Here is a 26,852-nt window from a genome sequence, read left to right on the forward strand (position 1 = left end):
GGAGAGAACCTGGCTAACTGGATGGACGTCCAAACGGCGCTTCGGCCGATCCCCGAGCCCCGGACAGTCCGATGAACGAAAGAGGTCTTCGGGTGCGGTTTATACAGAGGTCCGAGTCGGCCACATCGGCTCAACAAGACCGGTTACGGAAATGCCGTCTGACACTCGTTGCAGCACGCACAGCACTGACGCGCAGCACGTAGAAAACAGGACAACACCATGACCAGCAGTGGCCCGAAAGCTCAGGGCAAAAGCATCATGCGCCCGGGCTTGATCGGAAGTCTCTTACGGAAATGTTAGACGCCGCCAGCATCGTCCTCGCTGCTGTCGGTGCCAGATTTGGCTGCGTGCTTTTTGCCTAACGCAATCCCAAACAGGACGCCGATTGCAATACCCGGGCCGATACCTAGAGCGAGATTGCCAAAGATTATTCCGAGGCCACACCCAATCGCAACGCCAATGCTGATACCAAAACCCAAGTAACGCTGCCGCTCCGTCTGTTGCTTTGACATGCCTCGAATCCTGTGGCGCCTAACGCTGGAGTTAAGCGGCGGCGTAGCCGTCCGCCTTGAACGGTTAGGCCGCGTACTACTCACTGATGGGCCCAACTGGGCAATCGGATGGCCTCGTGGAGTTCCACGCGGAAACAAGTTGTGGCCGGGACCGCTCATACCACCATTGGATCAAATTTTTTTCGCGCCCACCGATATTGCCATGCATGAAAGCACAGTCTTGAATAGTGAAGGAAGCCTCTATGTCCGGGCTTTTTACATGGAAGTGGGGTGGAGAATGTTCGTTGGCGTAGACATGGATCTGAAGTCCCTGAACACGCGCGACTAGTTGCTTGATGCTGTAAAGCGATCCATCCATCCAGACCGAGAAGCCGCCCGAGAGAAGATCTGAGAGAACAGCAGCAGAATCCTGTAAGGACTCAGCGGCTCTCGCTCTTTGCTCAATTTCCTCGTATGGATTCATTAGCGGCCTAACGCTTAGTAGTCCCCAGATCGGGGCATATGCGTGCCATGCTCCACGCTCGCTGAGGCACCGTCAAGCGGGGAAATCCTGCAAACCATCAAGGACTTGCCCGGCTGTCTCGGCTCGCCGCATAGGCGGATGCTGGTATGCATATCTGGCGAAATGAGGTGTGTATGTCATATCACCCCCGAAAACGCCGATATGCATGCCGACGCAGGCAAGTCGCCGCGGCTGCTGGACGAGGTGCGCGGGTGCTTCGGGTTAGCCACTACAGCCTGGGTTCCAGAGCGGTTTCAGGTCCACTTGCTGGCAAGACAACTCGCGTGCGAAGGCGTGGATACCGGACCACTGGTCGCGTGCTTTGGACTGTCGCGTGACGAGGCGGGACCTGATCCTCGCGATGCGCGCGCCAGTGGCGTGAATCAGCCCTGCTCCTCCGCCGCGTCATAGACCGCGGCCAACACCGAAGCCGCCGCAGCGTAGAGCAGCACCGGCACGTCGTCGCGCAGGCGCAGGCCGGCCAAGAGGGCGGCGATCTGCGGATCGGAGTGCAGCGGCAGGCCCAGTGCCTGCGCGCGGGCGCGCAGGCTTTCCAGCGACTCGGGTGGCAGCGCGCGCGTCTCGCCGCTGCCGGGCGCGGACAGGCGCAGGCTGACCCGGCGCGCGGGAGGAGAAGTCGGCGGGTTCATGTCGACGTGCTCATGCGGTGGCCTGCAGCAGCACGGCGCTGTAGCGGTTCGGCGGCTCGGGCAGGCCCAGTTGGCAACTCAGCTGGTCGAGCAGCAGGCCGCAGGCGGCCAGGCGCTGGCGCAGCGCGCCGAACTGGCGCTCCAGCCGTTGCACGGTATCGGCTTGCGCGGCCCACAGGCGCACCGACAGGCGCGGCTCGCGCAGCTGCAATTCGCCTTGCACCGCGCCCAGCGCGGGCAGGTCCAGCGCGAAGCCCAGGTTCCAGCCGCGGCTGCCGTCGCCGGTGTCGATGGCGTATTCCAGCTGCAGTTGCAGCACGTCGCGGCCGTCCACGCCGTGCAGCGGAATCTCGATCATCCACGCCGGCAGCGGGCCGCTGGCGGACTCCAGCTGGGCTACCTCGACCCGCGCCAGTGCGGCCTTCACGTCGCCTTGCAGGCGATCCAGCAGCGGCTCCACTTCGTCGCCCGCCAGCAGCGACGGCGGCAGGGACGCGCGCGGCTGCGCCTGCAGGCCGCGCTGCAGCATGGGGGGTGCGGTGTCGCCGGTGTTCCGCGTCGACGGTGCCGGCGCGCGACGGTCGAGCAAGGCGACCAGGCGCAGCAGCGCACCCTTCCAGTCGTCCTGCAGCGGGGGCGCCGGTTGGCCCGGCGGACGCGCAAGCAGGGATTCGAGGAACAGCCCGCTGTGTTCGATCGCCACGCGCAGGCCTTCGCCGCGGGTGACCTCCGCCGGGCTGGGCATGGCCTGTTCGAGCAGGGCGAGCGCGTTGCGCAGTTCCGGCGGCAACTGGCGCAGCACCGGCCGCTGGGCCAGCGCGTCCAGCGTGGCCAGCAGCGGCGCGTAACCGTTCTGCTGCGGCAGGCGCTCGCGCAGGGCGCGCTGCAGCACGGGGTCGCTCGGCTGCGCGAGCATCTCCAGTTGCGGCTGGGCGCCCAGGCTCAGCACGCGCACCTGGAATTGTGCGGGCAGCTGTCCGCCGGCCACGTCGGCCTCCACCGTCAGCGTGCCGATCTGCAGGACCTGCAGGCCCTGCGCATTCACGCCCAGCGGCCGCGCCAGCAGCACGCTGCCGATGCGCCAGCTCGGCGCGGCGCTGCCAGAGGCGGCGCCGGCCCAGGTCAGGGCGGCAAGGCTGGTCGGCTGGATGATCAAGCGGATTCCTGCGCGTGGAGGGTGGTGTCGAGAGCGGGCTCGTCCCAAAGGACATCGACCGTTTTCGCACGAACTTGAGGCGACGTCGCCGGACCGGCAAATGGGCCTAAAGCGTGCACCAGCGCGGCCGATAAGCCCAGCAGTCGGCGCCAACGGGCGCGAACGGAGCGATGGGCATGGCCGGCAAGCGGGCGGCGAAACGGGACGGCGAACAGGCGGCAGGCGAGGCGGTGGTGCTGCCGCCGGACTGCCGCATGGCCACCCTGGCGGCGCTGCACACCGAACTGGTGGCGGCCTTGCCGGGCGGCGCCGTCGAGCTCGACGGCAGCCAGGTGGAGCGCGTGGATACCGCCGCGCTGCAGCTGCTGGTGCTGCTGCGCCGCGCGCTGGACGGTCGCGGCGGCGCGCTGGCTTGGCGCGGCAGCAGCGCGGCCCTGAACGACGCGGCCGGGCTCTTGGGCCTGGCGAAGATTCTGGAACTGCCGGCCGCCCGGCCGGCCTGAACGAGGTGGCAGCATGGCAAAGATTCTCGCGGTAGACGATTCGGCTTCGATGCGCGGCATGGTGGCCTTCACCCTGCGCGGCGCGGGCCACGAGGTGACCGAGGCCGAGAACGGCCAGTTGGCGCTGGATGCGGCCGGCGGCAGCGCGTTCGACCTGGTGCTGGCCGACGTCAACATGCCGGTGATGGACGGCATCAGCATGGTGCGCGCGCTGCGCGCGAAGCCCGAGTACAAGGGCGTGCCGATCCTGATGCTCACCACCGAGTCGCACACCGAGAAGAAGATGGAAGGCAAGGCCGCCGGCGCCACCGGCTGGCTGGTCAAGCCGTTCGACCCCGAGCAGCTGCTGGCCACCGTCAAGCGCGTGCTGGGTTAAGGGGCATCGATGGCCACGGTTGATCTCAGCCAGTTCCACCAGACCTTCTTCGAGGAAAGCCGCGAAGGCCTCGACGCGATGGAGGCGGCGCTGCTGGCGCTGGACTCGGGCTCGACCGACCACGAGCTGGTGCACACCATCTTCCGCGCGGCGCATTCGATCAAGGGCGGCGCGGCGACGTTCGGCTTCGCCGACATGGCCGCGTTCACCCACGTGGCCGAATCGCTGCTGGAGGAAGTGCGCAGCGAACGCCGCGCGGTGGATGCCGGCTTGATCGACCTGCTGCTGCGCTCGCTCGACTGCCTGCGCGGCATGCTGGACCGCACCAGTCGCGGCCAGCCCGCGGCCGACGCCGGCAGCGAGGCGCTGCGCGCCGAGCTGGCGCAGCTGGTCGCGGGCGCGCCGGCGCCCGTCGCGGTGCAGGCGTCGGCCGCGCCGGCCACCGGCTGGGCGATCCGCTTCGTTGCGCTGCCGCACCTGCTGCAGACCGGCAACGATCCCCTCCGCGTGTTCAACGAATTGCAGACATTGGGCCGGCTGGAAGTGCTGCGCGCCTTCGTGACCGAATCCGCGCCCGCGGACTTCGCCGCGCTCGATCCTGGCCAGTGCCATCTCGGCTGGGAACTGCGCCTGCACGGTGCGGTGGCACGCGCGGATCTCGACGCCGTATTCGACTGGCTGGACGGCGACTGCGAACTCGCCATCGCGCCGCTGACCGCGGCCGCGACCGAAGCCGTCGTGGCAACGCCGGTGCCAATCGCAGCGGCGACGCCTGCTGCGGAAACGCCGGCGCCGGCACGCGAGGCCACCGTCGCGAGCACTGCAGGCCATGCCGATGGCGGCTCGATCCGCGTGGGCATCGACAAGGTCGATGCGCTGATCGACATGATGGGCGAGCTGGTGATCACCCAGTCCATGCTCAGCGACATCGGCGAGCATTTCGATCTTTCGCAGCTGGAGCGGCTGCGCGAGGGGCTGGCCCAGCTGGAGCGCAACACGCGCGAGCTGCAGGACAGCGTGATGCGCATCCGCATGCTGCCGATCGGCAGCGTGTTCAACCGCTTCCCGCGCCTGGTGCGCGACCTCGAGCGCAAGCTCGGCAAGCAGGTGCGGTTGGAGCTGCACGGCGAGCACACCGAGCTGGACAAGACCGTGCTGGAGAAGATCGGCGATCCGATGGTGCACCTGGTGCGCAACGCGATCGACCACGGCCTGGAAATGCCCGAGCAGCGCCGCGCCGCGGGCAAGCCGGAAACCGGCACGCTCACGCTCGACGCGCACCACGAGGGCAGCAACATCATCGTGCGGATCAGCGACGACGGCGCCGGCCTGAGTCATGAACGCATTCGCGCCAAGGCGGTAGAGCGAGGGCTGGTTTCGGCCACCCAGCCGCTGAGCGACGACGAGGTGGCCGAGCTGATCTTCCAGCCCGGCTTCTCCACCGCGGCCCAGGCCACCGACCTTTCCGGCCGCGGCGTGGGCATGGACGTCGTGCGCCGCAACGTGCGCGACCTCGGCGGCAGCGTGGGCGTGAAGAGCGTGGCCGGCCAGGGCAGCGTGTTCACCATCGCGCTGCCGCTGACGCTGGCGATCATCGACGGCCTGGTCACCACGGTGGGCGCCGAACGCTACATCGTGCCGCTGATCTCCATCGTCGAATCGCTGCGCCTGCCGGCCGACGCCGTGCGCCGCACCGCCGGCGGTGGCGAGGTGTTCCGCTTCCGCGACGAATACCTGCCGGTGATCCGGCTGCACCACGCCTTCGGCTGCGCCGATGCGGTCACCGCGATCGAGCGCGGCATCGTGGTGGTGGTCGAGGACGGCGGCCAGCGCGTGGGCCTGCTGGTCGACGAGCTGGTGGGCCAGCAGCAGGCGGTGATCAAGTCGCTGGAGAAGCACTACCAGCAGGTACAGGGCGTGTCGGGCGCCACCATCGTCAGCGACGGTTCGGTGGCCCTGATCGTCGACGTGGGCGGCGTGGTGCGGCTGGGACGGCGCAGCAAGGCGGCCTGAGCGTCCATGGAGCCTGTTCAAAGTCTCCGCGTAGCCCGGGCCGGGTAGGAGCGCACCCTGTGCGCGAATGGCTCTGGCGCTAATCGAAGCCAAGAGCATTCGCGCACAGGGTGCGCTCCTACCGGCGGGCATCTGCGGGATCGCTGCGCATTGCTTTGCCATCACCCTGCGGATTGAAGCGTGCTCAAGTCCTCCCCGGCAGCGCCGATACAGCATCGAGGCCGGGCGCCCCGCGGCGCCCATCACGAGGTAGACGATCCATGCACGAACACCATGCGGACACGGCAGCCACCGTGCAGCAGCTCACCTTCAGCCTGGCCGGCGAGGAGTACGGCGTCGACATCCTGGCGGTGCGCGAGATCCGCGGCTGGTCGCGGGTGACCCGCATCCCGCAGGCGTCCGCGTACATGCTCGGCGTGCTGAACCTGCGCGGCGCGATCGTGCCGGTGCTGGACCTGCGCCTGCGCTTCGGACTGGAACGCGAGAGCTACGGCGACAACACGGTGATGATCGTGGTGGCCGTGGCCGAGCGCCTGTTCGGCATCGTGGTGGACGCGGTGTCCGACGTGGTCGACATCGACCCGGCGACGGTCAAGCCGGTGCCGGACATGGGCGCGATCGTCGACACCCGCTACCTCAAAGGTCTGACCACCCATGCCGATCGCATGGTGATGCTGCTGGACGTGGAGAAACTGATGCGTCCGGAAGACGTGGAAACGCTGGATGCCGCGCTGCCGGCCGTCCGCGAAGTCGAAGTTGCCGCCTGATTCGGGAATCACGATGAACATCAAGAAATTCACCGCGCGTTTCGCCAAGTTTTCCACCCTGTCGGTCAAGGCCCGCCTGATCGGCACCTTCGCGCTGCTCGCGATCATGCTGGTGGCGGGCGCCGGCGTGGGCCTGGGCGTGATGTCCTGGCAGAACGAGGGCATGCGCCACAGTTACGAGGAGGCGATGGTGCCGGCGCAGCTGATGGGCGAGTTGCGCTCCAAGTCGCTGATGAACTTCGTCGTGCTGGGCGAGGCGGCCAACGTGATCGGCAAGGCCGACCAGGTGAAGCAGAAGGTCGCCGAATCCCAGAAGCTCCAGAAGGAGATCGCCGCGGACAACAAGCAGCTGTCGGCGCTGCCGCTCAGCGCGGACATCGCGGCGAAGTACAAGGCCTATCGCGCCACCGACGCGGACTACGCGAGCAGCCTGAAGGATGTCTACGACGCGCTGGGCCAGAATGACGACGGCACCCGCGACCTGCTGGAGATGGAAGTGCGGCCGGGGCTGATGATGCGCCTGGACACGCTCGACAAGCTGATCCGGGCGCAGGGCGACGAGGTGAAGCAGATCTACCACACCCAGGTCAGCCGCTACGGCGTGGTGCGAGCACTGGTGCTGGTCACGCTGTCCGGCGGCCTGATCTTCGCGCTGCTGGTGGCGACCCTGCTGGTGCGTTCGATCAGCGGCACGCTGGCGCGCCTGGTGACGGTGGCGCACGCGATCGCCGACGGCCGGCTGGGCCACGGCATCAAGGTGAAGCGGATGGACGAGCTGGGCCGCCTGCTCGACGCGTTCCGGGTGATGGACGAGCGTCTCGCGGCGATCGTGGGTGAGGTGCGCCAGGGTTCCGACGCGGTGTCGAGCGCGGCGCAGCAGATCGCGCGCGGCAACGACGACCTCAGCCAGCGCACCCAGGAACAGGCTTCCAGCCTGGAGGAAACCGCCTCGTCGATGGAGGAGATGACCTCCACCGTGAAGCAGAACGCGGAGAACGCCAGCCACGCCAACCAGCTGGCGCGCGGTGCCCGCGAGCAGGCCGAGCACGGTGGCGAGGTGGCCGGCAAGGCGATCGTCGCGATGGCCGAGATCGACGCCTCCAGCCGCAAGATCGGCGACATCGTGGGCTTGATCCAGGAGATCGCGTTCCAGACCAACCTGCTGGCGCTGAACGCCGCGGTGGAAGCGGCGCGCGCCGGCGAGCAGGGTCGCGGCTTCGCGGTGGTGGCCAGCGAGGTGCGCAACTTGGCGCAGCGCAGCGCCGGCGCGGCGAAGGAGATCAAGGGCCTGATCGCCGAGAGCGAGGAGAAGGTGCGCAGCGGCTCGGAACTGGTCAACCAGTCCGGCAAGGCGCTGGCCGACATCGTCGAGAGCGTGAAGAAGGTCACCGACATCGTGGCCGAGATCGCCGCGGCCAGCCAGGAACAGTCGGCCGGCATCGACCAGGTCAACAACGCCGTGATGCAAATGGACGAGATGACCCAGCAGAACGCGGCGCTGGTCGAGGAAGCCTCGGCCGCCGCTCGCGCCATGCAGGAGCAGGCCGGCGACCTGACCAGCCAGGTGGGCTTCTTCCGTCTCGCCGGCGATGCCGCGACGGCGGACGTGCCGCCGGCGCGCGCGAAGGAAGTGGCCAAGGCCACCGAGGCGGTGTTCGCCGCCGTGCGCAAGGCGCCGCCGCGCGCGGTCGCCGCCGAAGCGGCGGACGCCGGCGCCTGGAAGGAGTTCTGAGCGTGGCCGTCGCCGCCGCTGCGATCAAGCGTGATGCGGCACCCGCGGGCGACGGCACGATCCTGCTCGGCGCGGCGGAGTTCCGCTTCCTGCGCGACTTCGTCTACGCGCACTGCGGCATCGCACTGGGCGAGCACAAGCGCCAGCTGGTGCAGGGGCGGCTGGCGCGACGCCTGCGCGCGCTGGGCCTGCCTGACTACGCGGCCTATTGCGCGCTGCTGCGCAGCGATCCGAACGGCGAGCTGGGCGAACTGGCCAGCGCGATCAGCACCAACGTCACCGCGTTCTTCCGCGAGCCGCACCACTACGAATTGCTGGAGCGCGAGCTGCTGCCGCAGTGGCTGGCACACAAGCGCCGTGACGGCGACCGGCTGCGGATCTGGTCGGCCGGCTGTTCCAGCGGCGAGGAACCGTATGCACTGGCGATGGTGCTGGCCGAGGCGCTGGAGAAGCACGGCGCCACCGGCGTCGACGCGAAGATCCTCGCCACCGACCTGTCGCCGCAGGCGCTGGAAACGGCGCGCAACGGCGTGTATCCGCTGGACAAGCTGGACGGCATCAGCGAAGAGCGCCGGCGCCGCTGGCTGCTGCGCGGCGCCGGCGAATACGAAGGCTACGCCTGCGTGCATTCGCGGCTGCGCGAACTGGTGACCGTGCAGCCGCTGAACCTGCTGCACGACTGGCCGATGCGCGGGCCGTTCGACGCGATCTTCTGCCGCAACGTGGTGATCTACTTCGACCAGCCGACCAAGCAGCGGCTGTTCAGCCGCTACGCCGCGCTGTTGCCGGCGGGCGGCCACCTGTTCCTCGGCCACTCCGAGTCGCTGCACGGCATCAACGACGACTTCGAGCTGATCGGCCGCACCGTCTACCGGAAGCGCGCCTGATGCTGGCACGCACGGCCGAACGCCGGGCCACGCCCACGCTGCCCGAGGCCATGCCCGGCTTCGAGCACCTGCGCCGGTTCTGGGACCCCACCCAGAACTGCATGGTGGTGAAGGTGCTGCCGGGCGAGTTCTACGTGGGCACGCAGGACGAACTGGTCAGCACCGTGCTCGGTTCCTGCGTGGCGGCCTGCGTGCACGACTCGGTCCGCGGCATCGGCGGCATGAACCATTTCATGCTGCCCGAGCCGCGCGGCGCCAGCGACGGCTGGTCGGCCACCGTGGGCCGCGCGGCGCGCTACGGCAGCGACGCGATGGAACAGCTGATCAACGCGGTGCTGAAGGCCGGCGGGCAGCGCGCGGACCTCAGGGTGAAGGTGTTCGGCGGCGGCCGCGTGCTGGCGCAGATGAGCGACGTGGGCCAGCGCAACATCGACTTCGTGCATCGCTATCTCGCCGCCGAACGGCTGCTGCTGGTGGCCGAGGATCTGGGCGACGTGTATCCGCGCCAGGTGCAGTTCTTCCCGCAGAGCGGCCGGGTGCGCGTGCGCCAGCTGCGCCGCAGCGACGACGTGGCGCTGGTGGCCGACGAGCGCGGCTACCTCAAGCGTTTGGCAAACGATCCGATAAAGGGTGAGGTCGAGCTGTTCTGACGCCGGGCGCCGGCGCGGCATCGACCGGGCCATCGTCTTCGGCGACGGGCCCGCATGGCCAAGGTGAGCAATGGAAAGAGTGCGCGTACTGGTAGTCGACGATTCCGCCCTGGTGCGCAAGTTGATGTCGACCATGCTTGCCTGCGACCCGGGCATCGAAGTCGTGGGCACGGCGGCGGACCCGCTGATCGCCCGCGAGAAGATCAAGCAGCTCGATCCCGACGTGCTCACGCTGGACGTCGAGATGCCGCGCATGGACGGCCTCACCTTCCTGGAGAACCTGATGCGGCTCAGGCCGATGCCGGTGGTGATGGTGTCGTCGCTGACCACGGAAGGGGCCGACGTGACGCTGCGCGCGCTGGAGCTGGGCGCGGTGGATTTCCTCGCCAAGCCGAGCAGCGACCTCGCATCCAGCTTCGGCGACAGCGCGCTGGAGATCTGCGCCAAGGTGAAGCAGGCGGCGAAGGCGAAGCCGCGTGCGCGCACCACGGTGCGCAGGCTGGACGTGGCGCCGCGGCTCTCCGCCGATGCGGTGCTGCCGCGCTCGCAGACCGCGGGCAGCCGCGGCGGCAGCCCGATCATCGCGATCGGCGCCTCCACCGGCGGCACCGAGGCGGTGCGCGTGGTGCTGGAGGCGATGCCGCCGGACGCGCCGCCGATCCTGGTGACCCAGCACATCCCCGCCGCCTTCAGCGGGCCGTTCGCCGCACGCATGGACCGCTGCTCGGCGATGCGCGTGTGCGAGGCGCGCGACGGCCAGCCGATCCAGCCGGGCCATGCCTACATCGCACCCGGCAGCCACCACCTGCTGGTGATGTGGGACGGCGCGAAGTACGTCTGCCGCCTGCACGACGGCCCGCCGGTGAACCGGCACCGCCCCAGCGTCGACGTGCTGTTCCGCTCGCTGGCGGCCAGCGCCGGCGCCGCCACCATCGCCGCGCTGCTCACCGGCATGGGCGACGACGGCGCACGCGGCCTGCTCGAACTGCGCCAGGCCGGCGCCGCCACCCTGGTGCAGGACGAGCCCAGCTCGGTGGTGTGGGGCATGCCCGGCGCCGCCTGGAAGCTCGGCGCCGCGCCGGAGATGCTGCCGGTCGACCACATTGCGGCGCGCCTGCTCGCGCTCGCCCGCCATACCCATTCCCCGGCGCCGGTGGCGCCCGCGCTCGGATAACGGATCATGTCATTCACTCCCGCCTCCCCGTTCCGACGCCCGCTGGCCGGCTGGATCGCCAGCGTCGTCGCCCTGCTGCTGAGCCTGCTGTGGCATCCGGCCTGGCTGGCGCCGCTGCTGGTGCTAGTGCTGACCGCGGCCTGGTTTTTTGCGATGCGCTCCGAGCCGCCGGCCGCACCCGTCGTCGCCGCGCCCGCGAGCAGCGAGCCGGTGCGCGAGGCGCTGGAAGACGTGCGCAGCGCGCTGGTCGACGAGCTCGGCCACGCCACCCGCGAACTGCACCAGGGCCTGGACCTGCTGCGCGACGCGGTGTCCGAACTGGGCGGCGGCTTCGACGGCCTGTCGAACAAGACCGCGCTGCAGCAGTCGCTGCTCAAGCAGATCATCGACGTGCAGGACGGCGGCGTCTCCGTGCAGGATTTCGCCGCGCGCACCGGAGATCTCTTGGAGCACTTCGTGGGAATGATCGTGCAGATGTCGCGCGAGAGCCTGCGCATCGTCTACCGCATCGACGGCATGGCGAAGGAGATGGACGCGGTGTTCGGCCTGCTGCGCAACGTCAACACCATCGCCGAGGAGACCAACCTCTTGGCGCTGAACGCCGCGATCGAGGCGGCGCGCGCGGGCGAATCCGGCCGCGGCTTCGCGGTGGTGGCCGGCGAGATCCGCAACCTGGCGAGCAACTCCAACCAGCTCAACGAGCGCATCGGCGGCCACGTCGAGCGCGCCCGCACGGCGATGGAGCAGCTGCGCGGCCTGATCGGGGCGATGGCCTCGCAGGACCTCAACGTGGCGCTGTCCGCCAAGGGCGGCATCGACGCGATGACCGCCCATGTCACCGAGAGCGACGCGCGCAGCAGCAAGGTGGCCGACCAGGTGGTCGAGATCAGCCGCGGCCTCGGCAGCGACGTCTCCACCACCGTGCGCTCGCTGCAGTTCGAGGACATCCTGCGCCAGCTGATCACGCAGACCCGCACCCGGCTCACCGAACTGCAGGACGTCACCACCGAATGCACCCGCGACATCGAGGAACTGGCCTGCACCGCGCTGGAGGCCGATGCGCTGGCCGAGCGCTCGCAGCGCGTGCGCAGCCGGCTGGCGATCCAGCGCGAGAAGGCGCGCCTGCGCTCGCGCGGCCCGGCGCTGCAGAACTCGATGGACGCCGGCGAAATCGAACTCTTTTGAGGATGGCACCATGATCGTCCACCACGACCCCGAACTCGATTGCCTCACCCTGCAGCTGGGCGAGCGTTTCGACTTCAGCATCCATCGCGACTTCCACGACGCCTGCCTCGGCGCCGGCAAGCCCGCGCGCAGCTACGTGATCGACCTGGGCGAGGTCGCCGGCATGGACAGCTCGGCGCTGGGCATGCTGCTGCTGCTGCGCGAGCACGCCGGCGCCGACCGCGCCGACATCCGCATCGTCAACGCCTCCGGCGAGCTGCGCAGCACCCTGCGCGTGGCCGGCTTCGACAAGCTGTTCGTGCTGCACTGACGATCGATCGCCGGCCCGGCCGTGGCTGGCCGCCCGGCGGATCGGATGCGCCAACGCGAAAGGCCCCCGCGGGGGCCTTTCGCGTTGGCGCCGGGGTGGCCGCTTACCAGGTGCGCACGTCGACCACGCTGGCCGTGAAGGATTCCATGCCGGGCCGGAAGCGGAACATGCGGCCCAGGTCGAAGTCGACCTTGTCGCCGGGGGCGATGTTGGAGGTGCCGGCCGGCCAGGCCTGCTTGCTCTCCAGCACCTTGCCCGAGGCGTCCTTGATCTCGACGCGGATCTGCGCGGCGGCGGCGCTGGTGCAATGGTTGGCCAGTTCGCCACGCAAGGCGATACGCGTCGATATGCCGGTGTTGTTGAGCGCCGGCTTGAAATCCTGGATCGCGAAGTCCTGCGCGGAGCAGGCGGCGTGAGCGGCCAGCGGAGCCAGCAACAGGACCGTGGAAACTAGCAATGTCTTCATGAGCTTCGGTCTCCCACTTGGGCGCGATTGCGCACGTATCCGGGGCATCGGCCACGGGACGGGAAACTTGAGCCGGCGATGGCGAGGCGCTAAAGCTCCGGGCAGTGCGGTCGATACCGGTGGCATCCGCCTGCATCCGTACGGCGGTTCCCTCCCCATCGTTTCCGGAGATTCCATGAAAGCCCTCGTTGCCGCCGCCGTCCTGTTGCTGGCCCCGCTGGCCGCCCACGCCACCTGCGCGCCTGCCGATTTCGCGATCAAGGATTTCAAGCCCGCTGCGGCCGGTGCCCGCCTCAGCCTGCGCGGCGAGCTGGTCAACCACTGCACCGCCGCCTCGGCCGCGCAGATCCGCATCGAGATCAAGGACGCCTCGGGCAACGTGGTGCAGAGCAAGCAGGCCTGGCCGGCCGGTACCTCCAACATCGCCCCCGGCGACACGGTGAACTTCGACCTGGGCCGCATGTTCCGCATTCAGCCGGACATGAGCAGCTTCACCGCCAGCATCGTGGACGTGCGCACCTGGTAAGCCGGGTTCTGTCGCGGTCGAAGCTGCTCCCGTCGGCCCGCAAATCTCGGTTGGAACTCTCTCCGTTCGCCCTGAGCGTAGGCCCGCAGGGCCGACGCGGGGAGTGGCCATGGATGGCCACGCTCTGGGGAGCGAGGAAGTCGAAGGGGCATTGGCGCGGGCGCTTCGACTGCGCTTGCTGCCGCAAGCTACGCTCAGCGCGAACGGAACCTCCGGCGGAGCGTCACCGCCAGTCATGACCGCGTGCACGGTACTTGAGCCGTGCCGCCCGCTTCGTTGCTAATCTTCGCGCAGCTGTCGATGCGCGAGGTCCGCCGTGGCGAAGCGATACATCCTGGCACTGGACCAGGGCACCACCAGCACGCGGGCGATGCTGGTCGACACGGCCGGCCGCGTGGCGGGCATGGCGCAGCGCGAGTTCGCGCAGATCTATCCGCAGCCCGGCTGGGTGGAGCACGATCCGCGCGAGATCCTTGCCAGCGTGCTGGTGACGGTGACCGAGCTGCTCACGCGCAGCCAGGTCGAGCCGGCCGAGCTGGCCGGCATCGGCATCACCAACCAGCGCGAGACCACCGTGGTATGGGATCGCCGCAGCGGGCAGCCGGTGCACCACGCGATCGTGTGGCAGTCGCGGCAGAGCATGGCGATCTGCGAACGCCTGCGGGCGGACGGTGGCGAGACTGTCGTGCGCGCGAAGACCGGCCTGCTGATCGACGCGTATTTCTCGGCCAGCAAGATCCGCTGGATCCTCGACCATGTCGAGGGCGCGCAGGCGCGGGCCGAGCGCGGCGAGCTGCTGTTCGGCACGATCGAGAGCTGGCTGGTATGGAACCTCAGCGGCGGGCGCCTGCACATCACCGACGCCAGCAATGCCGCGCGCACCCTGCTGTACGACATCCATCGGCGCGAATGGGACGACGAATTGCTGCGCCTGTTCAACGTGCCGCGCGCGATGCTGCCCGAGCTGCGCTCATGCAGCGAACGCTACGGCGACACCGACCCGGCACGCTTCCTCGGCGCCGCGGTGCCGATCGGCGGCCTCGCCGGCGACCAGCAGGCGGCGCTGTTCGGCCAGGCCTGTTTCGAGCCCGGCATGGCGAAGAACACCTACGGCACCGGCTGCTTCATGCTGATGCACACCGGCGCGCAGGCGGTGCCGTCACGACACGGCTTGCTGACCACGATCGCCTGGGAGATCGGCGGCAAGGTCGAGTACGCGCTGGAAGGCAGCATCTTCGTGGCCGGCGCGGTGGTGCAATGGCTGCGCGACGGCCTGCGCATGCTGGAATGCGCGGCTGATTCGCAGGCGTTGGCGGAGAACGTGGCTTCCAGCGACGGCGTCTACCTGGTGCCGGCCTTCGTGGGACTGGGCGCGCCGTACTGGCGCAGCGAGGTGCGCGGCGCGATGTTCGGCCTCACCCGCGGCACCCGCCGCGAACACCTGGTGCGCGCGGCGCTGGAGGCGATGGCCTACCAGTCGCGCGACGTGCTGGCGGCGATGGAGGCGGATGCGGGCATCCCGCTGAAGGAACTGCGTTGCGACGGCGGCGCGATCGCGAACGACTTCATCGCGCAGTTCCAGAGCGACCTGCTGGACGTGCCGCTGCTGCGCCCGCGCGTGCAGGAAACCACGGCGCTGGGCGCGGCCTACCTGGCCGGGCTGGCGCTGGGTTTCTGGGAGAGCCGCGAACAGCTCGCGCAGCTGTGGCAGGTGGAACGCCGCTTCGAGCCGCGCATGCCCGCGCCGGAACGCGAGCGCCTGTATCGCGGCTGGCAGGCGGCGGTGCAGGCCGCCTGCGCGTTCACGCCTGGCTGAAAACCGATGTAGGAGCGCACCCTGTGCGCGAATGCTCTGGTGTTTGATCGAAGCCGGAAGCCATCGCGCACAGGGTGCGCTCCTACACGGCGGTGCGGTCAGTCGAGCGCGTAGCCGAACTGCTCCTTGAACGCGGCGGCGAACTGCGCGTAGTCGAAGCGCTGGTTCTGCGTGCCGGGGTGCTCGACCTTGAGCGCGCCCATCAGCGAGGCCATGCGGCCCACCGTGGGCCAGTCCTTGCCGCGCATGATGCCGAAGATCAGGCCGGCGCGGTACGCGTCGCCGCAGCCGGTGGGGTCGACGATCTGGCGTTCGTGCGCGGGCGGGATCTCGTGCGTGGTGCCGTCGGCGTGGATCAGCGAGCCGCGCGGGCCCAGCGTGACCACGTAGGCCTTCACGCGGCCGGCGATCTCCTCGGCGCTCCAGCCGGTGCGCGTCTGCAGCAGCTGCGACTCGTAGTCGTTGACGATCACGTAGGTGGACTTTTCGATCATCGCGCGGAACTCGTCGCCGCTGAACAGCGGCATCGCCTGGCCCGGATCGAAGATGAAGGGCACGCCGCGCGCGGCGAACTCGTCCACGTGCTGCAGCATCGCCTCGCGGCCGTCGGGGGCCACGATGCCGATGTCGATGTCGGGGATGTCGCGCACGTGGTTGTCGTGCGCGCTGGACATCGCGCCGGGGTGGAAGGCGGTGATCTGGTTGTTGTCCAGGTCGGTGGTGATGAAGCACTGCGGGGTGAACTGGTCGTCGAACACGCGCACGCGGTCGAGCCGGATGCCGCATTTCTCCAGGTGCGCGCGATAGGGCGCGAAGTCCTGGCCCACCGCGGCCACCGGCAGCGGGTCGCCGCCGAGCAGCTTCAGGTTGTAGGCGATGTTGCCGGCGCAGCCGCCGAACTCGCGGCGCATCCGCGGCACCAGGAAGGACACATTCAGGATGTGCATCTGGTCGGGCAGGATGTGGTTCTTGAACTGGTCCTGGAACACCATGATGGTGTCGTAGGCCAGCGATCCGCAGATGACGGCAGACATGGTTCTTGATTGCCCCGGAACGTGAGGATGGCGCGCGCGACGCGACCGACAAACCCGGGTCCGCAGACCCGGCCAAAGACTCGCATCCTATCGTGAACGGGTGTTCGTGGCGAATCCGCGGAGGGCGCGGCGCGCGCGATCCGGATTGCCGAAATGTGCGGCAAATGTGCGTCGTACAAGGCTTTCTTAACGTTTTTCCGGTTGCGCATGGCCGGCGCGCTGACTAGACTGGTGAGCTTATTTTTTAATCAGGCCGGCGCGCGGCGAACCTATGTTCAAGAAGTTTCGCGGGATCTTTTCCAACGACGTCTCCATCGATCTCGGCACCGCCAACACGCTGATCTACGTGCGTGGCCAGGGCATCGTGCTGAACGAACCCTCGGTGGTGGCGGTGCGCCAGGACCGTGGTCCGGGCGGCCCGCGTGCGATCGCGGCGGTGGGCAGCGACGCCAAGCGCATGCTGGGCCGCACGCCCGGCAACATCGCCACGGTGCGGCCGATGAAGGACGGCGTGATCGCCGACTTCACCATGACCGAGGCGATGTTGCAGCACTTCATCAAGCAGGTGCACAAGTCGCGCTTCCTGCGGCCGAGCCCGCGCGTGCTGGTCTGTGTGCCGTGCGGCTCGACCCAGGTCGAGCGCCGCGCGATCAAGGAATCGGCCGAGGGCGCCGGCGCCCGCGACGTGTTCCTGATCGAGGAGCCGATGGCCGCCGCGATCGGCGCCGGCATCCCGGTGCACGAGGCGCGTGGCGCGATGGTGCTGGACATCGGCGGCGGCACCTCCGAAGTGGCGGTGATCTCGTTGAACGGCATCGTCTACTCGCAGTCGGTGCGTGTGGGCGGCGATCGTTTCGACGAGGCGATCATCAACTACGTGCGCCGCAACCACGGCACCCTGATCGGCGAGTCCACCGCCGAGCGGATCAAGCTGGAGATCGGCTGCGCGTTCCCGCAGAGCGAGGTCAGGGAGATCGAGATCTCCGGCCGCAACCTCGCCGAAGGCGTGCCGCGCATGTTCACGATCAACTCCAACGAGATCCTCGAAGCGCTGCACGAGCCGTTGGCCGGCATCGTGGCCGCGGTGAAGTCGGCGCTGGAGCAGACCCCGCCGGAGCTGTGCTCCGACGTGGCCGAGCGCGGCATCGTGCTCACCGGCGGCGGCGCGCTGCTGCGCGACCTCGACCGCCTGATCTCCGAGGAAACCGGCCTGCACGTGCAGGTGGCGGACGATCCGCTGACCTGCGTGGCGCGTGGCGGCGGCAAGGCGCTGGAGCTGATCGACCAGCACGGCAGCGATTTCTTCGCGCCCGAGTAAGGCCGACTCATCGTGGCGCGTTCGCGCGATGAGTCTTCGCCGCTGTTCGCCGGCAACGCCGCGGGCACGCTGCGGCTGATCGTCTACCTCGCCCTGGCCATGGTGTTGATGGTGCTCGACCACCGCAACGGCTGGCTGTGGCGCGTGCGTTATGCGGCGTCGGCGGTGGTGGAGCCGGTGTACCGGCTGGCCAACCTGCCCAGCGCCGGCATGCGCACGCTCAGCGTGGCGTTCGCCGACCGCAAGCTGCTCACCGAGCAGAACCAGCGCCTGCGCGAGGATCTCCTGCTGGCCAATGCGCGGCTCAACCGCATGGCCGGCGTGGCCGAGCAGAACCATCGGCTGAAGGAACTGCTGGACACCCGGCACAGCCTGGACATCAACGTGCAGCTGGCGCGCGTGGTGGGCGTGGACCTGGGTGCCTGGCAGCAGCGCCTGGTGCTCAACCTCGGCGCCCGCGACGGCGTGAAGCCGGGCCAGCCGGTGATCGACGCGCACGGCGTGATGGGCCAGGTGGTCGAGGTGTTGCCGACCACGTCGGTGGTGATGCTGGTGACCGATCCGGCGCACGCGATCCCGGTGGTGGTGGAGCGTTCCGGCCTGCGCACGGTGGCCTACGGCGCGCGCGACGGCAGCGGTCTGGTGCTGCCGAACATCCCGCTGGCCGCCGACGTGCGGCCGGGCGACCGGCTGCTCACGTCCGGTCTCGGCGGCCGCTTCCCGCCGGGCTTTCCGGTGGGCAAGGTGCTCGCGGTGGCGCCGAGCTCCTCCGGCATGTTCCGCGTGGCGCAGGTGCAGCCGGCGGCCGATCTCGACCGCAGCGACGACGTGCTGCTGCTGCACGACCAGGCCGAGCCCGACGGCCCGCCCGCGCCGGCAGTGCCGGCCGGCCCGCCGACGACGCTGGCGCCGGCGCCGGGCGCCGCCACCGGTGCCGCGCCGACGACCGCCACACCGGCGGCAGGCCAGCCGGCCTCGCCACCGCCGCGCGCCACCACCACGACGCCCGCATCGGCCGGAAGCACGCCATGAACCGCCAGCGCCTGTCCCTGTGGTGGTTCATCGGCACGCTGGTGTTCGCGCTGCTGATGATGCTGGTGCCGTTGCCGGCGGTACTGGAGCCGTTCAAGCCATACTGGCCCGCGCTGGTCCTGCTGTACTGGGCGCTGGAGTCGGAAGATCGCGTCAGCCTGGGGCTGGCCTTCCTGCTCGGCCTGGGCGCCGACCTGTTCGACGGCGTGCTGCTGGGCGAGCAGGCGCTGCGCCTCACCGCGCTGGTGTTCATCGTGCTGCGCTTCCGCTCGCGGCTGCGCTTCTTCCCGATGTGGCAGCAGACCCTGGCGGTGCTGGCCCTGCTGCTGAACGACCGCATCCTGCTGCTGGTGGTGCGGGTGCTGTCCGGCACCCAGGTGCCGCCCGCGAGCTGGTGGATCGCCCCGTTCGTGGGTGCCGCGCTGTGGCCGTTCCTGTTCCTGCTGCTGGACGACCTGCGCGCGCGTTTGCGGATTCAATGAGACACGATCCAATGAGACATGGACCGGTGACATGAAGCTGCGACGCGCGATCAAGGATGCACGCAGCGAGGGCGAGCTGTTCCGCCGCCGCGCCGTGGCCGGTTTCGTGTTGATCCTGCTGGGCCTGGCCGGGCTGATCGGCCGCTACGTGTTCCTGCAGGTGCAGCGCTACGACGAGTTCGCCACGCGCTCGGAGAACAACCGCGTCAAGCCGCTGCCGATCCCGCCGGCGCGGGGCCTGATCTACGACCGCAACGGCGTGCTCTTGGCGAACAACGTGCCCGCGTTCCGGCTCGAGGTGGTGCCCGAGCAGGTCAAGGACATGAACGCGATGCTGGCGCAGCTGGGCCGGGTGATCCCGCTCGGCCAGGACGACCTCGACGCGTTCCACAAGCAGCTGAAGCAGAGCCGCCGGTTCGAGAGCGTGCCGCTGAAGCTGCGCCTCACCGAGGACGAGATCGACCGCTTCGCGGTGAACCGCTGGCGCTTCCCCGGCGTGGACGTGGTGCCCTATCTCAACCGCCGCTATCCGTTCGGCGGGCTGTTCGCGCACGTGATCGGCTACGTCTCGCGCATCGACGCGGACGACCTCAACCGGCTCGACCCGTCGCGCTACAAGGGCACCACCCACGTGGGCCGGATCGGCATCGAGCGCTCCTACGAGGACGTGCTGCACGGCACGCCGGGCTACGAACTGGTCGAGGTGAACGCGGACGGCCGCACCCAGCGCGTGCTGCAGACGCATCCCGCCACGCCCGGCCGGAACGTCTACCTCAGCATCGACGTGCGCATCCAGAAGGCCGCGGAAGTCGCCTTCGACGGCCGCCCCGGCGCGGCGGTGGCGATCGACCCGCGCAACGGCCAGGTGCTGGCGATGGTCAGCGTGCCCACCTACGACCCCAACCTGTTCGTCGACGGCATCAGCCACGCCGACTACGACGCGCTGACCAGCGCGCCGGACAAGCCGCTGCTGAACCGTGCGCTGCGCGGCGTGTATCCGCCGGGCTCCACGGTGAAGCCGTACGTCGCACTGGGCGGGCTGGAGCTGGGCCTGCGCACGCCGCAGGACACCGTGCTCTCCACCGGCACGTTCTACATTCCCGGCCAGTCGCGCGGCTACCGCGACGACCGCCGCGGCGGTTTCGGCACGGTGAACCTGCGCACCGCGATCATGTGGTCGGTGAACACCTACTTCTACAAGCTGGCGCTGGACATGGGCATCGACCGCTTCAGCGCGTGGATGGGCAAGTTCGGCTTCGGCAAGCCCACCGGCATCGACCTCGACGGCGAAGCCAGCGGCATCCTGCCTTCGCGCGAATGGAAGGCCAGGCGCTTCAAGCAGTCCTGGTACCCCGGCGAGACAGTGATCGCCGGCATCGGCCAGGGCTACTGGGCGGTGACCCCGCTGCAGCTGGCGCATGCGCTGGCCACCCTCGCCGGGCGCGGCACGCCGTACGCGCCGCGACTGGTGATGGCCACCCAGACCGGCGTGGACCAGCCGAAGGTCCCGCTGGCCAATCCGCCCAGCGGTCCCTCGCTGGTCACCAGCCAGGGCAATTGGCAGGCGGTGGAGCAGGGCATGCAGATGGTGGTGAACGATCCGCGCGGCACCGCCTACGGGCTGGGCAAGGGGTTCCCGTACACCATCGCGGGCAAGAGCGGCACCGCCGAGCGCTACTCGCGCCGCACCGACGCCTACAACGAGAACAAGAGCCTCGCCTACCTCGCCAGCCGCCACCGCGCCTGGTTCGAGATGTTCGCGCCGGCCGAGGATCCGCGCATCGCCGTGGCGGTGGTGCTGGAGGAAGGTGCCTGGGGCGCTTCCTCGGCGGGCCCGATCGCGCGCAAGATCCTCGACGCCTGGCTGGCCACCCAGCCGGACGCGCCGCCGGACACGCCGCTGCCGCCGGGGGGACTGCCGCCCGCCGGCGCCCCGCCCGCTGCGCCGGCCGGAGAGGACCAGCCGGCCGAAGCGGCGACGCAGGAGACGCCGCCATGATCGAGCTACTGCAAGTGCGGATGGGACGCCTGCTGCGCCGCGTGCTGACCCGGCCGCGGATCGACCTGCCGCTGGCCGCGGGCCTGCTGCTGCTGTCGATGGTCGGGCTGGCCACGCTGTACAGCGCCGCCGACGGCAGCGTCGCGCTGGTGGGCGGGCAGGCCGTGCGCTTCGTGCTGGGCTTCGCGCTGCTGCTGCTGATCTCGCGCATCCCGCCGTCGACCCTGCGCAACTGGACGCCGTGGCTGTACGCCGGCAGCACCTTGCTGCTGGTGGTGGTGGCGGTGCTGGGCGAGGGGCGCGGCGCCGACCGCTGGCTGAACCTGGGCGTGATGCGCTTCCAGCCTTCCGAGCTGGTCAAGCTCACCATGCCGATGATGGCGGCCTGGTACCTGCACCCGCGCCAGCTGCCGCCGGGCTGGAAGGACATCGCGGTGGTGGGCGTGCTGATCGCGATTCCCGCCGTGCTGATCGCCAGGCAGCCGGACCTGGGCACCGCGCTGCTGGTGGCGGCGGCCGGCGCATTCGCGCTGTTCCTCTCCGGCATGGCGTGGTGGCGCATCGGCCTGCTGCTGGCCGGCGCCGGCGCAATGGTGCCGGTGGCCTGGCACTTCATGCACCAGTACCAGCGCGAGCGCGTGCTGACCCTGCTCAACCCAGAGTCCGACCCGCTGGGCAACGGCTGGCACATCATCCAGTCGCAGATCGCGGTGGGTTCCGGTGGCGCGTTCGGCAAGGGCTGGATGCACAGCTCGCAGGCGCAGCTGGACTTCCTGCCCGAGCACACCACCGACTTCATTTTCGCGGTGTTCTCCGAGGAGTTCGGCCTGGTCGGCGTGTGCCTGATGGTGGCGCTGTACGCCTTCATCATCGGCCGCTGCCTGTGGATCGCGATGGAGGCGCGCGAAACCTATTCGCGCCTGCTCGCCGGCGCGATCGGCATGAGCCTGTTCGTCTACGTGTTCGTCAACGGTGGCATGGTCTCCGGCATGCTGCCGGTGGTGGGCGTGCCGATGCCGATGGTGAGCTACGGCGGCACCTCGGCGGTGACCCTGCTGGTGGGCTTCGGCATGCTGATGTCGATCCACGCGCACCGCAAGCGGCACGATTGAATTGAAGAGTGCGGCCATGGATGGCCGCCCGTTTGATCTTCGCGATCAGGGATGATCGCAATGAAACCCGGGTGCGACCATGAATGGCCACCCGATGGATCCTGGCGATCAAGGATGATCGCAAAAATTACTCACCGAAACGCATGTTACGCTTCGGTGCAGCCGTCATCGATGTCGATCAAGCCATGCCAGAACATTCCGCGTCGCGCCGCTTCCGCAGCCTGTTTCCTTTCCTCCTGCTGCCGATCGTCGTGTCGTCGCTGGGGTTGGCGCAGCCGGCGCTGGCCGATACCCACCCCGGCCAGGCCGCGCTGGTGAGCGAAGTGGCCCGCGACACCGGCAAGAGTCCCGCCGCGCTGAACGCGCTGCTCGACCAGGCGAAGATGCAGCAGGGCATCCTCGACGCGATCAGCCGGCCGGCCGAAGCGAAGCCGTGGAGCGCGTACCGGCCGATCTTCCTCACCGACAAGCGCATCGCCGACGGCGTGGCGTTCTACCGCGAGCACCGTGAGCTGCTGGAACGCATCGGCAAGCAGTACGGGGTGGCGCCGCAGTACATCGTGGCGATCCTCGGCGTGGAGACGTTCTATGGCCGGGTCACCGGCAAGTACAAGGTGCTCGATGCGCTGGTGACGCTGGGCTTCTATTACCCGCCGCGCGCGACGTATTTCCGCCAGCAGCTGAAGACCTTGCTGGAGCTGCCGGACAACCACCTCGCCGGCCCGCTGGACACGCTCACCGGCTCCTACGCCGGCGCCCAGGGCTGGGGCCAGTTCATGCCCGACAGCATCCGCGACTACGCGGTGGACGCCGAAGGCGACGGTCGCATCGACCTGCAGAACTCGCTGCCCGACATCCTCGCCAGCGTGGCGAACTACTTCGCGAAGCACGGCTGGGTCGACGGCGGCCCGGTGGCGGCGCGCGCGCAGCCGGACGGCGCGGCGAAGCCGCTGGGCGACTGGCAGGCGAAACCGCAGTGGCCGCTGGAGCAGCTGGAGGCCTGGGGCTACGCGCCGTTCCAGCACCTGAACCCGGGCGAGCCGACCAGCCTGCTGATGCTTGATGGCCTGAGCGGGCCGGAGCACTGGTTCACCTTCAACAACTTCTACGTGATCACCCGCTACAACCGCAGCCCGATGTACGCGATGGCGGTGAACCAGCTGGCGCTGGCGATCATGGACGGCGTGCGCAGCGCGGATCGCGTGCAATGAGGTTGTGGCGCGGCCTGTCGCTGCTGGCGGCGGCCCTGGCGCTGACCGCCTGCGGCGGTCGCCATGCCACGCGGCCTGCCGCGCCGACGGGCACCGCGGAGCGCAGCACGCACCACGGCTGGTTCCATCGCGACGACACCAGCCTGCCGCAGGACCGCCGCTACGGCGACAAGACCGACAGCTCGCCCACCGGCGCACCGCCAGCCTTCATCGCCACCTTGCCCGAGCCGGTGCCAAAGGCGGAGCCGCGCTCGCTGTACGGCAACAAGTCGCCGTACACCGTGCTGGGCCAGAGCTACCGCGTGCTGCCCAGCGCGCGCGGCTACGACGAGCGCGGCATCGCCTCGTTCTACGGCAACAAGTTCCACGGCTACAAGACCTCGAGCCTCGAGGAGTACGACATGTACAAGTTCACCGCCGCCAGCAAGGTGCTGCCGCTGCCGAGCTACGCGCGGGTGACCAACCTGGCGAACGGCAAGAGCGTGATCGTGCGCGTCAACGACCGCGGCCCGTTCCACGAGAACCGCATCATCGACCTGTCCTACGCCGCCGCGGTGCGCATCGGCGTCTGGCCCAAGGGCACCGGCCTGGTCGAGGTGCAGGGCATCGATCCGTCCGCTCCGGGCGGGGAACCGCCGGCGCCGCACACGGTCACAGCCGACGCCGGATCGCCGGGCATCTACCTGCAGGTGGGCGCGTTCTCCGATCCGGCGAATGCCGAGCGGGTGGCCGCGCAGCTGCGCCAGGCCAACTTCGCGCCGGTACAGGTGGAGCAGGTTCAGGTCAACGGCCGCACCATTCGCCGCGTGCGGGTGGGGCCGCTGGATGGCGTGGATCGCGCCGACCAGGTGACCGCCCGCATCGAAGGCATGGGTCTGCCACGGCCGCAGGTCGCGGTAGACTGAGCGATGTTTTTATCCATTGACGGCGTCCGCCGGCGCCGTGTTGCAACCTATTTCGGACCACAGACCACGATGAGCTTTCTCCGCCGCATCCTGACCCCGTTCGCCGTCGCCGCGCTGGTGGCCGGCGCCGCCGTTGCCCAGACGCCGCCCGCCCCGCCGCATCCCGTGCCCACGGTGCCGCGCCCGGTGGTGCCGGCGATGCCGGTGCCGCCGCCGCCGGACGTGGATGCGCAGAGCTGGGTGCTGATGGACTACGCCACCGGCCAGATCCTAGCCTCGAAGAACCCCGACGAGCGCCGCGCGCCGGCCTCGCTGACCAAGGTAATGACCGACTACGTGGTCTCCGCCGAGATCGCCAACGGCCGCGTCCACAACAGCGACCAGGTCAACATCAGCGAGCACGCCTGGCGCAGCGGTGGCGGCGGCACCGACGGCTCCACCAGCTTCCTCAAGCTCAACAGCAAGGTGGAGCTGGACGACCTGCTGAAGGGCATGATCATCCAGTCCGGCAACGACGCGGCGATCGCGCTGGCCGAGCACACGGCCGGCTCCGAGGACGCGTTCGCGAACCTGATGAACGCCTACGCCAAGCAGCTGGGCATGACCAACACGCACTTCTCCAACGCCTCCGGCTACCCGGTGGACGACCACTACTCCACCGCGCGCGACATCGCGGTGCTGTCGCGCGCACTGATCCACGACTTTCCCGAGGACTACGCGATCTCCAAGATCAAGGAGTTCGAGTGGAACGGCATCAAGCAGCAGAACCGCAACGCGCTGCTGTGGCGCGACCCCAGTGTGGACGGCATCAAGACCGGCCACACCGCCGCCGCCGGCTTCTGCCTCGCCGCCTCGGCCAAGCGCGGCGACGAGCGCATGATCGCGGTGGTGATGGGTGCCAGCACGGACAAGGGCCGCGCCGACGCGGCGATGGCCCTGCTCAACTACGGCTTCCGCTTCTACGAGACGCACAAGCTGTACGACGGCGGCAAGCCGCTGGTGACCCCGCGGCTGTGGAAGGGCGCGGCGAACCAGCTGCCGATCGGCGTGGCCGAGCCGGTGCTGGTGACCGTGAAGACCGGCCAGTACGACCAGCTCAAGGCCACCATGGACATTCCTTCCACCCTGATCGCCCCGTTCAAGAAGGGCCAGCAGGTGGGCACGCTGCGCATCACGCTGGACGGCCAGCCGATCCAGAGCGTGCCGCTGATCGCGCTGAACGACGCGCCGCAGGGCGGCTTCTTCTCGCGGCTGTGGGATTCGATCCTGCTGTGGTTCCACGGCAGCAAGAAGGCCGACGCGCCCGCGCCGGCCGCGGCGACGAGCACGAAGTGATGCACGAGATCGATTTCAGCCAGGCCAAGCGGGAAGGCAAGGGCTTCCAGTTTCCCGGCGAGTTCGAGATCACCGCGGTGGGCAACGCCAGCGCCGGGCTGCCCACCCGCGTGCCGCAGCTGCTGGAGCGCGCCGGCCTGCACGTGCTGCACGAGACGGTGAAGCACCGCCACTCCGGTGGCGGCAACTACGTCTCGGTCACGGTGAGCTTCCGCTGCACCGACCGCGAGCAGTACGACAGCGCGCACGCGGTGCTGCGCGCGGACCCGGATATCCGGTACACGATGTGACGAGCCGGTTGTGACGAACCAGTTGTGACGAGCCGGCCGTGACCGGCAGGGTGGCCGCCGCGCCGCCCTTGGCTTTCCGCCGGCCGGCCGCATCTTTTCCCTTCCTGTTTTGCCAGGTTTCGCCATGTCCCTGCCGCTCAAGATCCGTCGTCTCGGCCGCCAGCCCTACGCGACGACATGGCAGGCGATGAGCGCGTTCACCGACAACCGCACCGCCGACACGGTCGACGAGTTCTGGCTGCTGGAACACGACCCGGTGTTCACCCTGGGCCAGGCCGGCAAGATGGAACACGTGCTGGCGCCCGGCGACATTCCGGTGATCCCGGTGGATCGCGGCGGCCAGGTGACCTACCACGGTCCCGGCCAGATCGTGGGCTACCCGCTGATCGATCTGCGCCGCGCCGGCGTGGGCGTGCGCGAGCTGGTCAACCGGATCGAGCAGGGCATCATCGATACGCTGGCGCGCTGGAACATCGTCGCCGAACGCCGCGAGGGCGCGCCGGGCGTGTATGTCGCCGACGCCAAGGTGGCCGCGCTGGGCCTGCGCGTGCGCCGCGGCTGCAGCTTCCACGGCCTGGCCTTCAACGTGAACATGAACCTGGAGCCGTTCCACCGCATCAACCCCTGCGGCTACAAGGGTTTGGCGGTGACCCAGGTGCTAGACTTGGGCGGTCCGTCACGGCTGGCGGAGGTGGAAGATGCGCTGGTGGAGGAATTCTGCCGCCAGTTCGGTTTCCGTGCCGCGCCCGCCGACCCCGTCATCCCCGAACTCCCCGCCCGCGTCGTGGTCTGAGCCCGAGAGCCTGTTCATGATCTCCAAGTACCTCGCGTTGTCATCGAGTGGCTGCCAGGTGGCAGTGCGTGGCGCAGCGCCTGCCTGGTCGGCAGGTCAAGCCGCGCGCTGCCACC

At 69.2% G+C, this 26,852-nt stretch carries 28 protein-coding genes; 22 read left to right on the top strand and 6 right to left on the bottom strand.

Features of this window, described 5'->3' with window-relative positions:
* Positions 1–296 precede the first annotated feature (296 nt).
* The 4 genes from AB7878_RS11815 to fliK form a co-directional block, all read right to left on the bottom strand.
* Positions 297–512, bottom strand: coding sequence for a glycine zipper domain-containing protein (locus AB7878_RS11815; RefSeq protein ID WP_369494557.1), 216 nt, complete (start codon positions 510–512; stop codon positions 297–299).
* A gap of 76 nt (positions 513–588) precedes the next feature.
* A complete protein-coding gene (locus AB7878_RS11820) occupies positions 589–975 on the bottom strand; it encodes a DUF4160 domain-containing protein (RefSeq protein WP_369494558.1) in 387 nt (128 codons plus the stop codon).
* A gap of 422 nt (positions 976–1,397) precedes the next feature.
* Positions 1,398–1,664, bottom strand: coding sequence for a flagellar biosynthesis protein (locus AB7878_RS11825; RefSeq protein WP_369494559.1), 267 nt, complete (start codon positions 1,662–1,664; stop codon positions 1,398–1,400).
* A gap of 10 nt (positions 1,665–1,674) precedes the next feature.
* Positions 1,675–2,820: a flagellar hook-length control protein FliK gene (gene fliK / locus AB7878_RS11830; protein ID WP_369494560.1), complete on the bottom strand. Its 1,146-nt coding sequence runs from the start codon at positions 2,818–2,820 to the stop codon at positions 1,675–1,677.
* Positions 2,821–2,996: 176 nt separating this feature from the next.
* On the opposite strand from fliK, the gene AB7878_RS11835 reads away from it, so the two are divergent.
* The 10 genes from AB7878_RS11835 (at position 2,997) to AB7878_RS11880 (ending at position 12,417) form a co-directional block, all read left to right on the top strand.
* A complete protein-coding gene (locus AB7878_RS11835) occupies positions 2,997–3,323 on the top strand; it encodes an STAS domain-containing protein (protein WP_369494561.1) in 327 nt (108 codons plus the stop codon).
* Between the two features lie 13 nt (positions 3,324–3,336).
* Positions 3,337–3,699: a response regulator gene (locus AB7878_RS11840; RefSeq protein ID WP_077482174.1), complete on the top strand. Its 363-nt coding sequence runs from the start codon at positions 3,337–3,339 to the stop codon at positions 3,697–3,699.
* A 9-nt stretch (positions 3,700–3,708) separates the two neighbouring features.
* Positions 3,709–5,712: a chemotaxis protein CheA gene (locus AB7878_RS11845; protein ID WP_369494562.1), complete on the top strand. Its 2,004-nt coding sequence runs from the start codon at positions 3,709–3,711 to the stop codon at positions 5,710–5,712.
* Positions 5,713–5,972: 260 nt separating this feature from the next.
* Entirely contained in the window at positions 5,973–6,479 is a 507-nt protein-coding gene (locus tag AB7878_RS11850; protein WP_369494563.1) for a chemotaxis protein CheW, read from the top strand.
* A 13-nt stretch (positions 6,480–6,492) separates the two neighbouring features.
* Positions 6,493–8,211, top strand: coding sequence for a methyl-accepting chemotaxis protein (locus AB7878_RS11855; RefSeq protein WP_369494564.1), 1,719 nt, complete (start codon positions 6,493–6,495; stop codon positions 8,209–8,211).
* A 2-nt stretch (positions 8,212–8,213) separates the two neighbouring features.
* Positions 8,214–9,098 (top strand): CheR family methyltransferase, encoded by an 885-nt coding sequence (locus AB7878_RS11860; RefSeq protein WP_369494565.1) that lies wholly within the window; start codon positions 8,214–8,216, stop codon positions 9,096–9,098.
* Positions 9,098–9,748 carry a chemoreceptor glutamine deamidase CheD gene (gene cheD / locus AB7878_RS11865; protein ID WP_369494566.1) on the top strand — a complete coding sequence of 217 codons (651 nt, stop codon included), beginning with the start codon at positions 9,098–9,100 and terminating at the stop codon, positions 9,746–9,748. The genes AB7878_RS11860 and cheD overlap by 1 nt, the downstream gene beginning before the upstream one ends.
* Before the next feature lie 70 nt (positions 9,749–9,818).
* On the top strand, positions 9,819–10,922 hold the full coding sequence (locus AB7878_RS11870; protein WP_369494567.1) for a protein-glutamate methylesterase/protein-glutamine glutaminase: 1,104 nt from the start codon (positions 9,819–9,821) through the stop codon (positions 10,920–10,922).
* A gap of 6 nt (positions 10,923–10,928) precedes the next feature.
* Positions 10,929–12,107, top strand: coding sequence for a methyl-accepting chemotaxis protein (locus tag AB7878_RS11875; RefSeq protein WP_369494568.1), 1,179 nt, complete (start codon positions 10,929–10,931; stop codon positions 12,105–12,107).
* 10 nt (positions 12,108–12,117) lie between these two features.
* A complete protein-coding gene (locus AB7878_RS11880; protein ID WP_077482181.1) occupies positions 12,118–12,417 on the top strand; it encodes an STAS domain-containing protein in 300 nt (99 codons plus the stop codon).
* A 103-nt stretch (positions 12,418–12,520) separates the two neighbouring features.
* Here the strand turns inward: AB7878_RS11880 and AB7878_RS11885 are convergent, their stop codons facing one another.
* The gene (locus tag AB7878_RS11885) at positions 12,521–12,883 is read right to left on the bottom strand and encodes a hypothetical protein (protein ID WP_369494569.1); all 363 of its coding nucleotides are present in this window, start codon (positions 12,881–12,883) and stop codon (positions 12,521–12,523) included.
* A gap of 175 nt (positions 12,884–13,058) precedes the next feature.
* Here AB7878_RS11885 and AB7878_RS11890 point away from each other — a divergent pair, with 175 nt between their 5' ends.
* Together AB7878_RS11890 and glpK are read left to right on the top strand one after the other, a co-directional pair.
* Positions 13,059–13,409 (top strand): hypothetical protein, encoded by a 351-nt coding sequence (locus AB7878_RS11890; protein WP_369494570.1) that lies wholly within the window; start codon positions 13,059–13,061, stop codon positions 13,407–13,409.
* Positions 13,410–13,725: 316 nt separating this feature from the next.
* Positions 13,726–15,225 (top strand): glycerol kinase GlpK, encoded by a 1,500-nt coding sequence (gene glpK / locus AB7878_RS11895; RefSeq protein ID WP_369494571.1) that lies wholly within the window; start codon positions 13,726–13,728, stop codon positions 15,223–15,225.
* Between the two features lie 98 nt (positions 15,226–15,323).
* Here glpK and AB7878_RS11900 read toward each other — a convergent pair whose 3' ends face one another.
* On the bottom strand, positions 15,324–16,259 hold the full coding sequence (locus tag AB7878_RS11900) for a carbohydrate kinase family protein (protein ID WP_369494572.1): 936 nt from the start codon (positions 16,257–16,259) through the stop codon (positions 15,324–15,326).
* 271 nt (positions 16,260–16,530) lie between these two features.
* On the opposite strand from AB7878_RS11900, the gene AB7878_RS11905 reads away from it, so the two are divergent.
* The 10 genes from AB7878_RS11905 (at position 16,531) to lipB (ending at position 26,736) form a co-directional block, all read left to right on the top strand.
* The gene (locus tag AB7878_RS11905; protein WP_369494573.1) at positions 16,531–17,577 is read left to right on the top strand and encodes a rod shape-determining protein; all 1,047 of its coding nucleotides are present in this window, start codon (positions 16,531–16,533) and stop codon (positions 17,575–17,577) included.
* A gap of 12 nt (positions 17,578–17,589) precedes the next feature.
* Positions 17,590–18,609 (top strand): rod shape-determining protein MreC, encoded by a 1,020-nt coding sequence (gene mreC / locus AB7878_RS11910; RefSeq protein ID WP_369494574.1) that lies wholly within the window; start codon positions 17,590–17,592, stop codon positions 18,607–18,609.
* On the top strand, positions 18,606–19,091 hold the full coding sequence (gene mreD / locus AB7878_RS11915) for a rod shape-determining protein MreD (RefSeq protein WP_369494575.1): 486 nt from the start codon (positions 18,606–18,608) through the stop codon (positions 19,089–19,091). Before mreC ends, mreD begins: the two co-directional genes overlap by 4 nt.
* Positions 19,092–19,122: 31 nt before the next feature.
* The gene (gene mrdA / locus AB7878_RS11920) at positions 19,123–21,090 is read left to right on the top strand and encodes a penicillin-binding protein 2 (RefSeq protein WP_369494576.1); all 1,968 of its coding nucleotides are present in this window, start codon (positions 19,123–19,125) and stop codon (positions 21,088–21,090) included.
* On the top strand, positions 21,087–22,202 hold the full coding sequence (gene rodA, locus AB7878_RS11925; RefSeq protein ID WP_369494577.1) for a rod shape-determining protein RodA: 1,116 nt from the start codon (positions 21,087–21,089) through the stop codon (positions 22,200–22,202). Before mrdA ends, rodA begins: the two co-directional genes overlap by 4 nt.
* Before the next feature lie 185 nt (positions 22,203–22,387).
* Positions 22,388–23,413, top strand: coding sequence for a lytic murein transglycosylase B (gene mltB / locus AB7878_RS11930; protein WP_369494578.1), 1,026 nt, complete (start codon positions 22,388–22,390; stop codon positions 23,411–23,413).
* Positions 23,410–24,318 (top strand): septal ring lytic transglycosylase RlpA family protein, encoded by a 909-nt coding sequence (locus tag AB7878_RS11935; protein ID WP_369494579.1) that lies wholly within the window; start codon positions 23,410–23,412, stop codon positions 24,316–24,318. The genes mltB and AB7878_RS11935 overlap by 4 nt, the downstream gene beginning before the upstream one ends.
* Positions 24,319–24,387: 69 nt before the next feature.
* A complete protein-coding gene (locus tag AB7878_RS11940; RefSeq protein WP_369494580.1) occupies positions 24,388–25,653 on the top strand; it encodes a D-alanyl-D-alanine carboxypeptidase family protein in 1,266 nt (421 codons plus the stop codon).
* Positions 25,653–25,943, top strand: a complete 291-nt coding sequence (locus AB7878_RS11945) for a DUF493 family protein (RefSeq protein ID WP_077482193.1) — start codon at positions 25,653–25,655, stop codon at positions 25,941–25,943. Before AB7878_RS11940 ends, AB7878_RS11945 begins: the two co-directional genes overlap by 1 nt.
* A gap of 124 nt (positions 25,944–26,067) precedes the next feature.
* Entirely contained in the window at positions 26,068–26,736 is a 669-nt protein-coding gene (gene lipB / locus AB7878_RS11950; protein ID WP_369494581.1) for a lipoyl(octanoyl) transferase LipB, read from the top strand.
* Positions 26,737–26,852 lie beyond the last annotated feature (116 nt).

Origin of the sequence: Rhodanobacter humi, assembly GCF_041107455.1 — a bacterium.
In the GTDB taxonomy this organism is placed as follows: Bacteria; Pseudomonadota; Gammaproteobacteria; order Xanthomonadales; family Rhodanobacteraceae; genus Rhodanobacter_A.

Coding starts and splice junctions, on each gene's coding strand:
- AB7878_RS11815 (WP_369494557.1), bottom strand. CDS start 512: ATGTCAAAGCAACAGACGGAGCGGCAGCGTTACTTGGGTTTTGGTATC.
- AB7878_RS11820 (WP_369494558.1), bottom strand. CDS start 975: ATGAATCCATACGAGGAAATTGAGCAAAGAGCGAGAGCCGCTGAGTCC.
- AB7878_RS11825 (WP_369494559.1), bottom strand. CDS start 1,664: ATGAACCCGCCGACTTCTCCTCCCGCGCGCCGGGTCAGCCTGCGCCTG.
- AB7878_RS11835 (WP_369494561.1), top strand. CDS start 2,997: ATGGCCGGCAAGCGGGCGGCGAAACGGGACGGCGAACAGGCGGCAGGC.
- AB7878_RS11840 (WP_077482174.1), top strand. CDS start 3,337: ATGGCAAAGATTCTCGCGGTAGACGATTCGGCTTCGATGCGCGGCATG.
- AB7878_RS11845 (WP_369494562.1), top strand. CDS start 3,709: ATGGCCACGGTTGATCTCAGCCAGTTCCACCAGACCTTCTTCGAGGAA.
- AB7878_RS11850 (WP_369494563.1), top strand. CDS start 5,973: ATGCACGAACACCATGCGGACACGGCAGCCACCGTGCAGCAGCTCACC.
- AB7878_RS11855 (WP_369494564.1), top strand. CDS start 6,493: ATGAACATCAAGAAATTCACCGCGCGTTTCGCCAAGTTTTCCACCCTG.
- cheD (WP_369494566.1), top strand. CDS start 9,098: ATGCTGGCACGCACGGCCGAACGCCGGGCCACGCCCACGCTGCCCGAG.
- AB7878_RS11870 (WP_369494567.1), top strand. CDS start 9,819: ATGGAAAGAGTGCGCGTACTGGTAGTCGACGATTCCGCCCTGGTGCGC.
- AB7878_RS11875 (WP_369494568.1), top strand. CDS start 10,929: ATGTCATTCACTCCCGCCTCCCCGTTCCGACGCCCGCTGGCCGGCTGG.
- AB7878_RS11880 (WP_077482181.1), top strand. CDS start 12,118: ATGATCGTCCACCACGACCCCGAACTCGATTGCCTCACCCTGCAGCTG.
- AB7878_RS11885 (WP_369494569.1), bottom strand. CDS start 12,883: ATGAAGACATTGCTAGTTTCCACGGTCCTGTTGCTGGCTCCGCTGGCC.
- AB7878_RS11890 (WP_369494570.1), top strand. CDS start 13,059: ATGAAAGCCCTCGTTGCCGCCGCCGTCCTGTTGCTGGCCCCGCTGGCC.
- AB7878_RS11900 (WP_369494572.1), bottom strand. CDS start 16,259: ATGTCTGCCGTCATCTGCGGATCGCTGGCCTACGACACCATCATGGTG.
- AB7878_RS11905 (WP_369494573.1), top strand. CDS start 16,531: ATGTTCAAGAAGTTTCGCGGGATCTTTTCCAACGACGTCTCCATCGAT.
- mreD (WP_369494575.1), top strand. CDS start 18,606: ATGAACCGCCAGCGCCTGTCCCTGTGGTGGTTCATCGGCACGCTGGTG.
- mrdA (WP_369494576.1), top strand. CDS start 19,123: ATGAAGCTGCGACGCGCGATCAAGGATGCACGCAGCGAGGGCGAGCTG.
- rodA (WP_369494577.1), top strand. CDS start 21,087: ATGATCGAGCTACTGCAAGTGCGGATGGGACGCCTGCTGCGCCGCGTG.
- mltB (WP_369494578.1), top strand. CDS start 22,388: ATGCCAGAACATTCCGCGTCGCGCCGCTTCCGCAGCCTGTTTCCTTTC.
- AB7878_RS11935 (WP_369494579.1), top strand. CDS start 23,410: ATGAGGTTGTGGCGCGGCCTGTCGCTGCTGGCGGCGGCCCTGGCGCTG.
- AB7878_RS11940 (WP_369494580.1), top strand. CDS start 24,388: ATGAGCTTTCTCCGCCGCATCCTGACCCCGTTCGCCGTCGCCGCGCTG.
- AB7878_RS11945 (WP_077482193.1), top strand. CDS start 25,653: ATGCACGAGATCGATTTCAGCCAGGCCAAGCGGGAAGGCAAGGGCTTC.
- lipB (WP_369494581.1), top strand. CDS start 26,068: ATGTCCCTGCCGCTCAAGATCCGTCGTCTCGGCCGCCAGCCCTACGCG.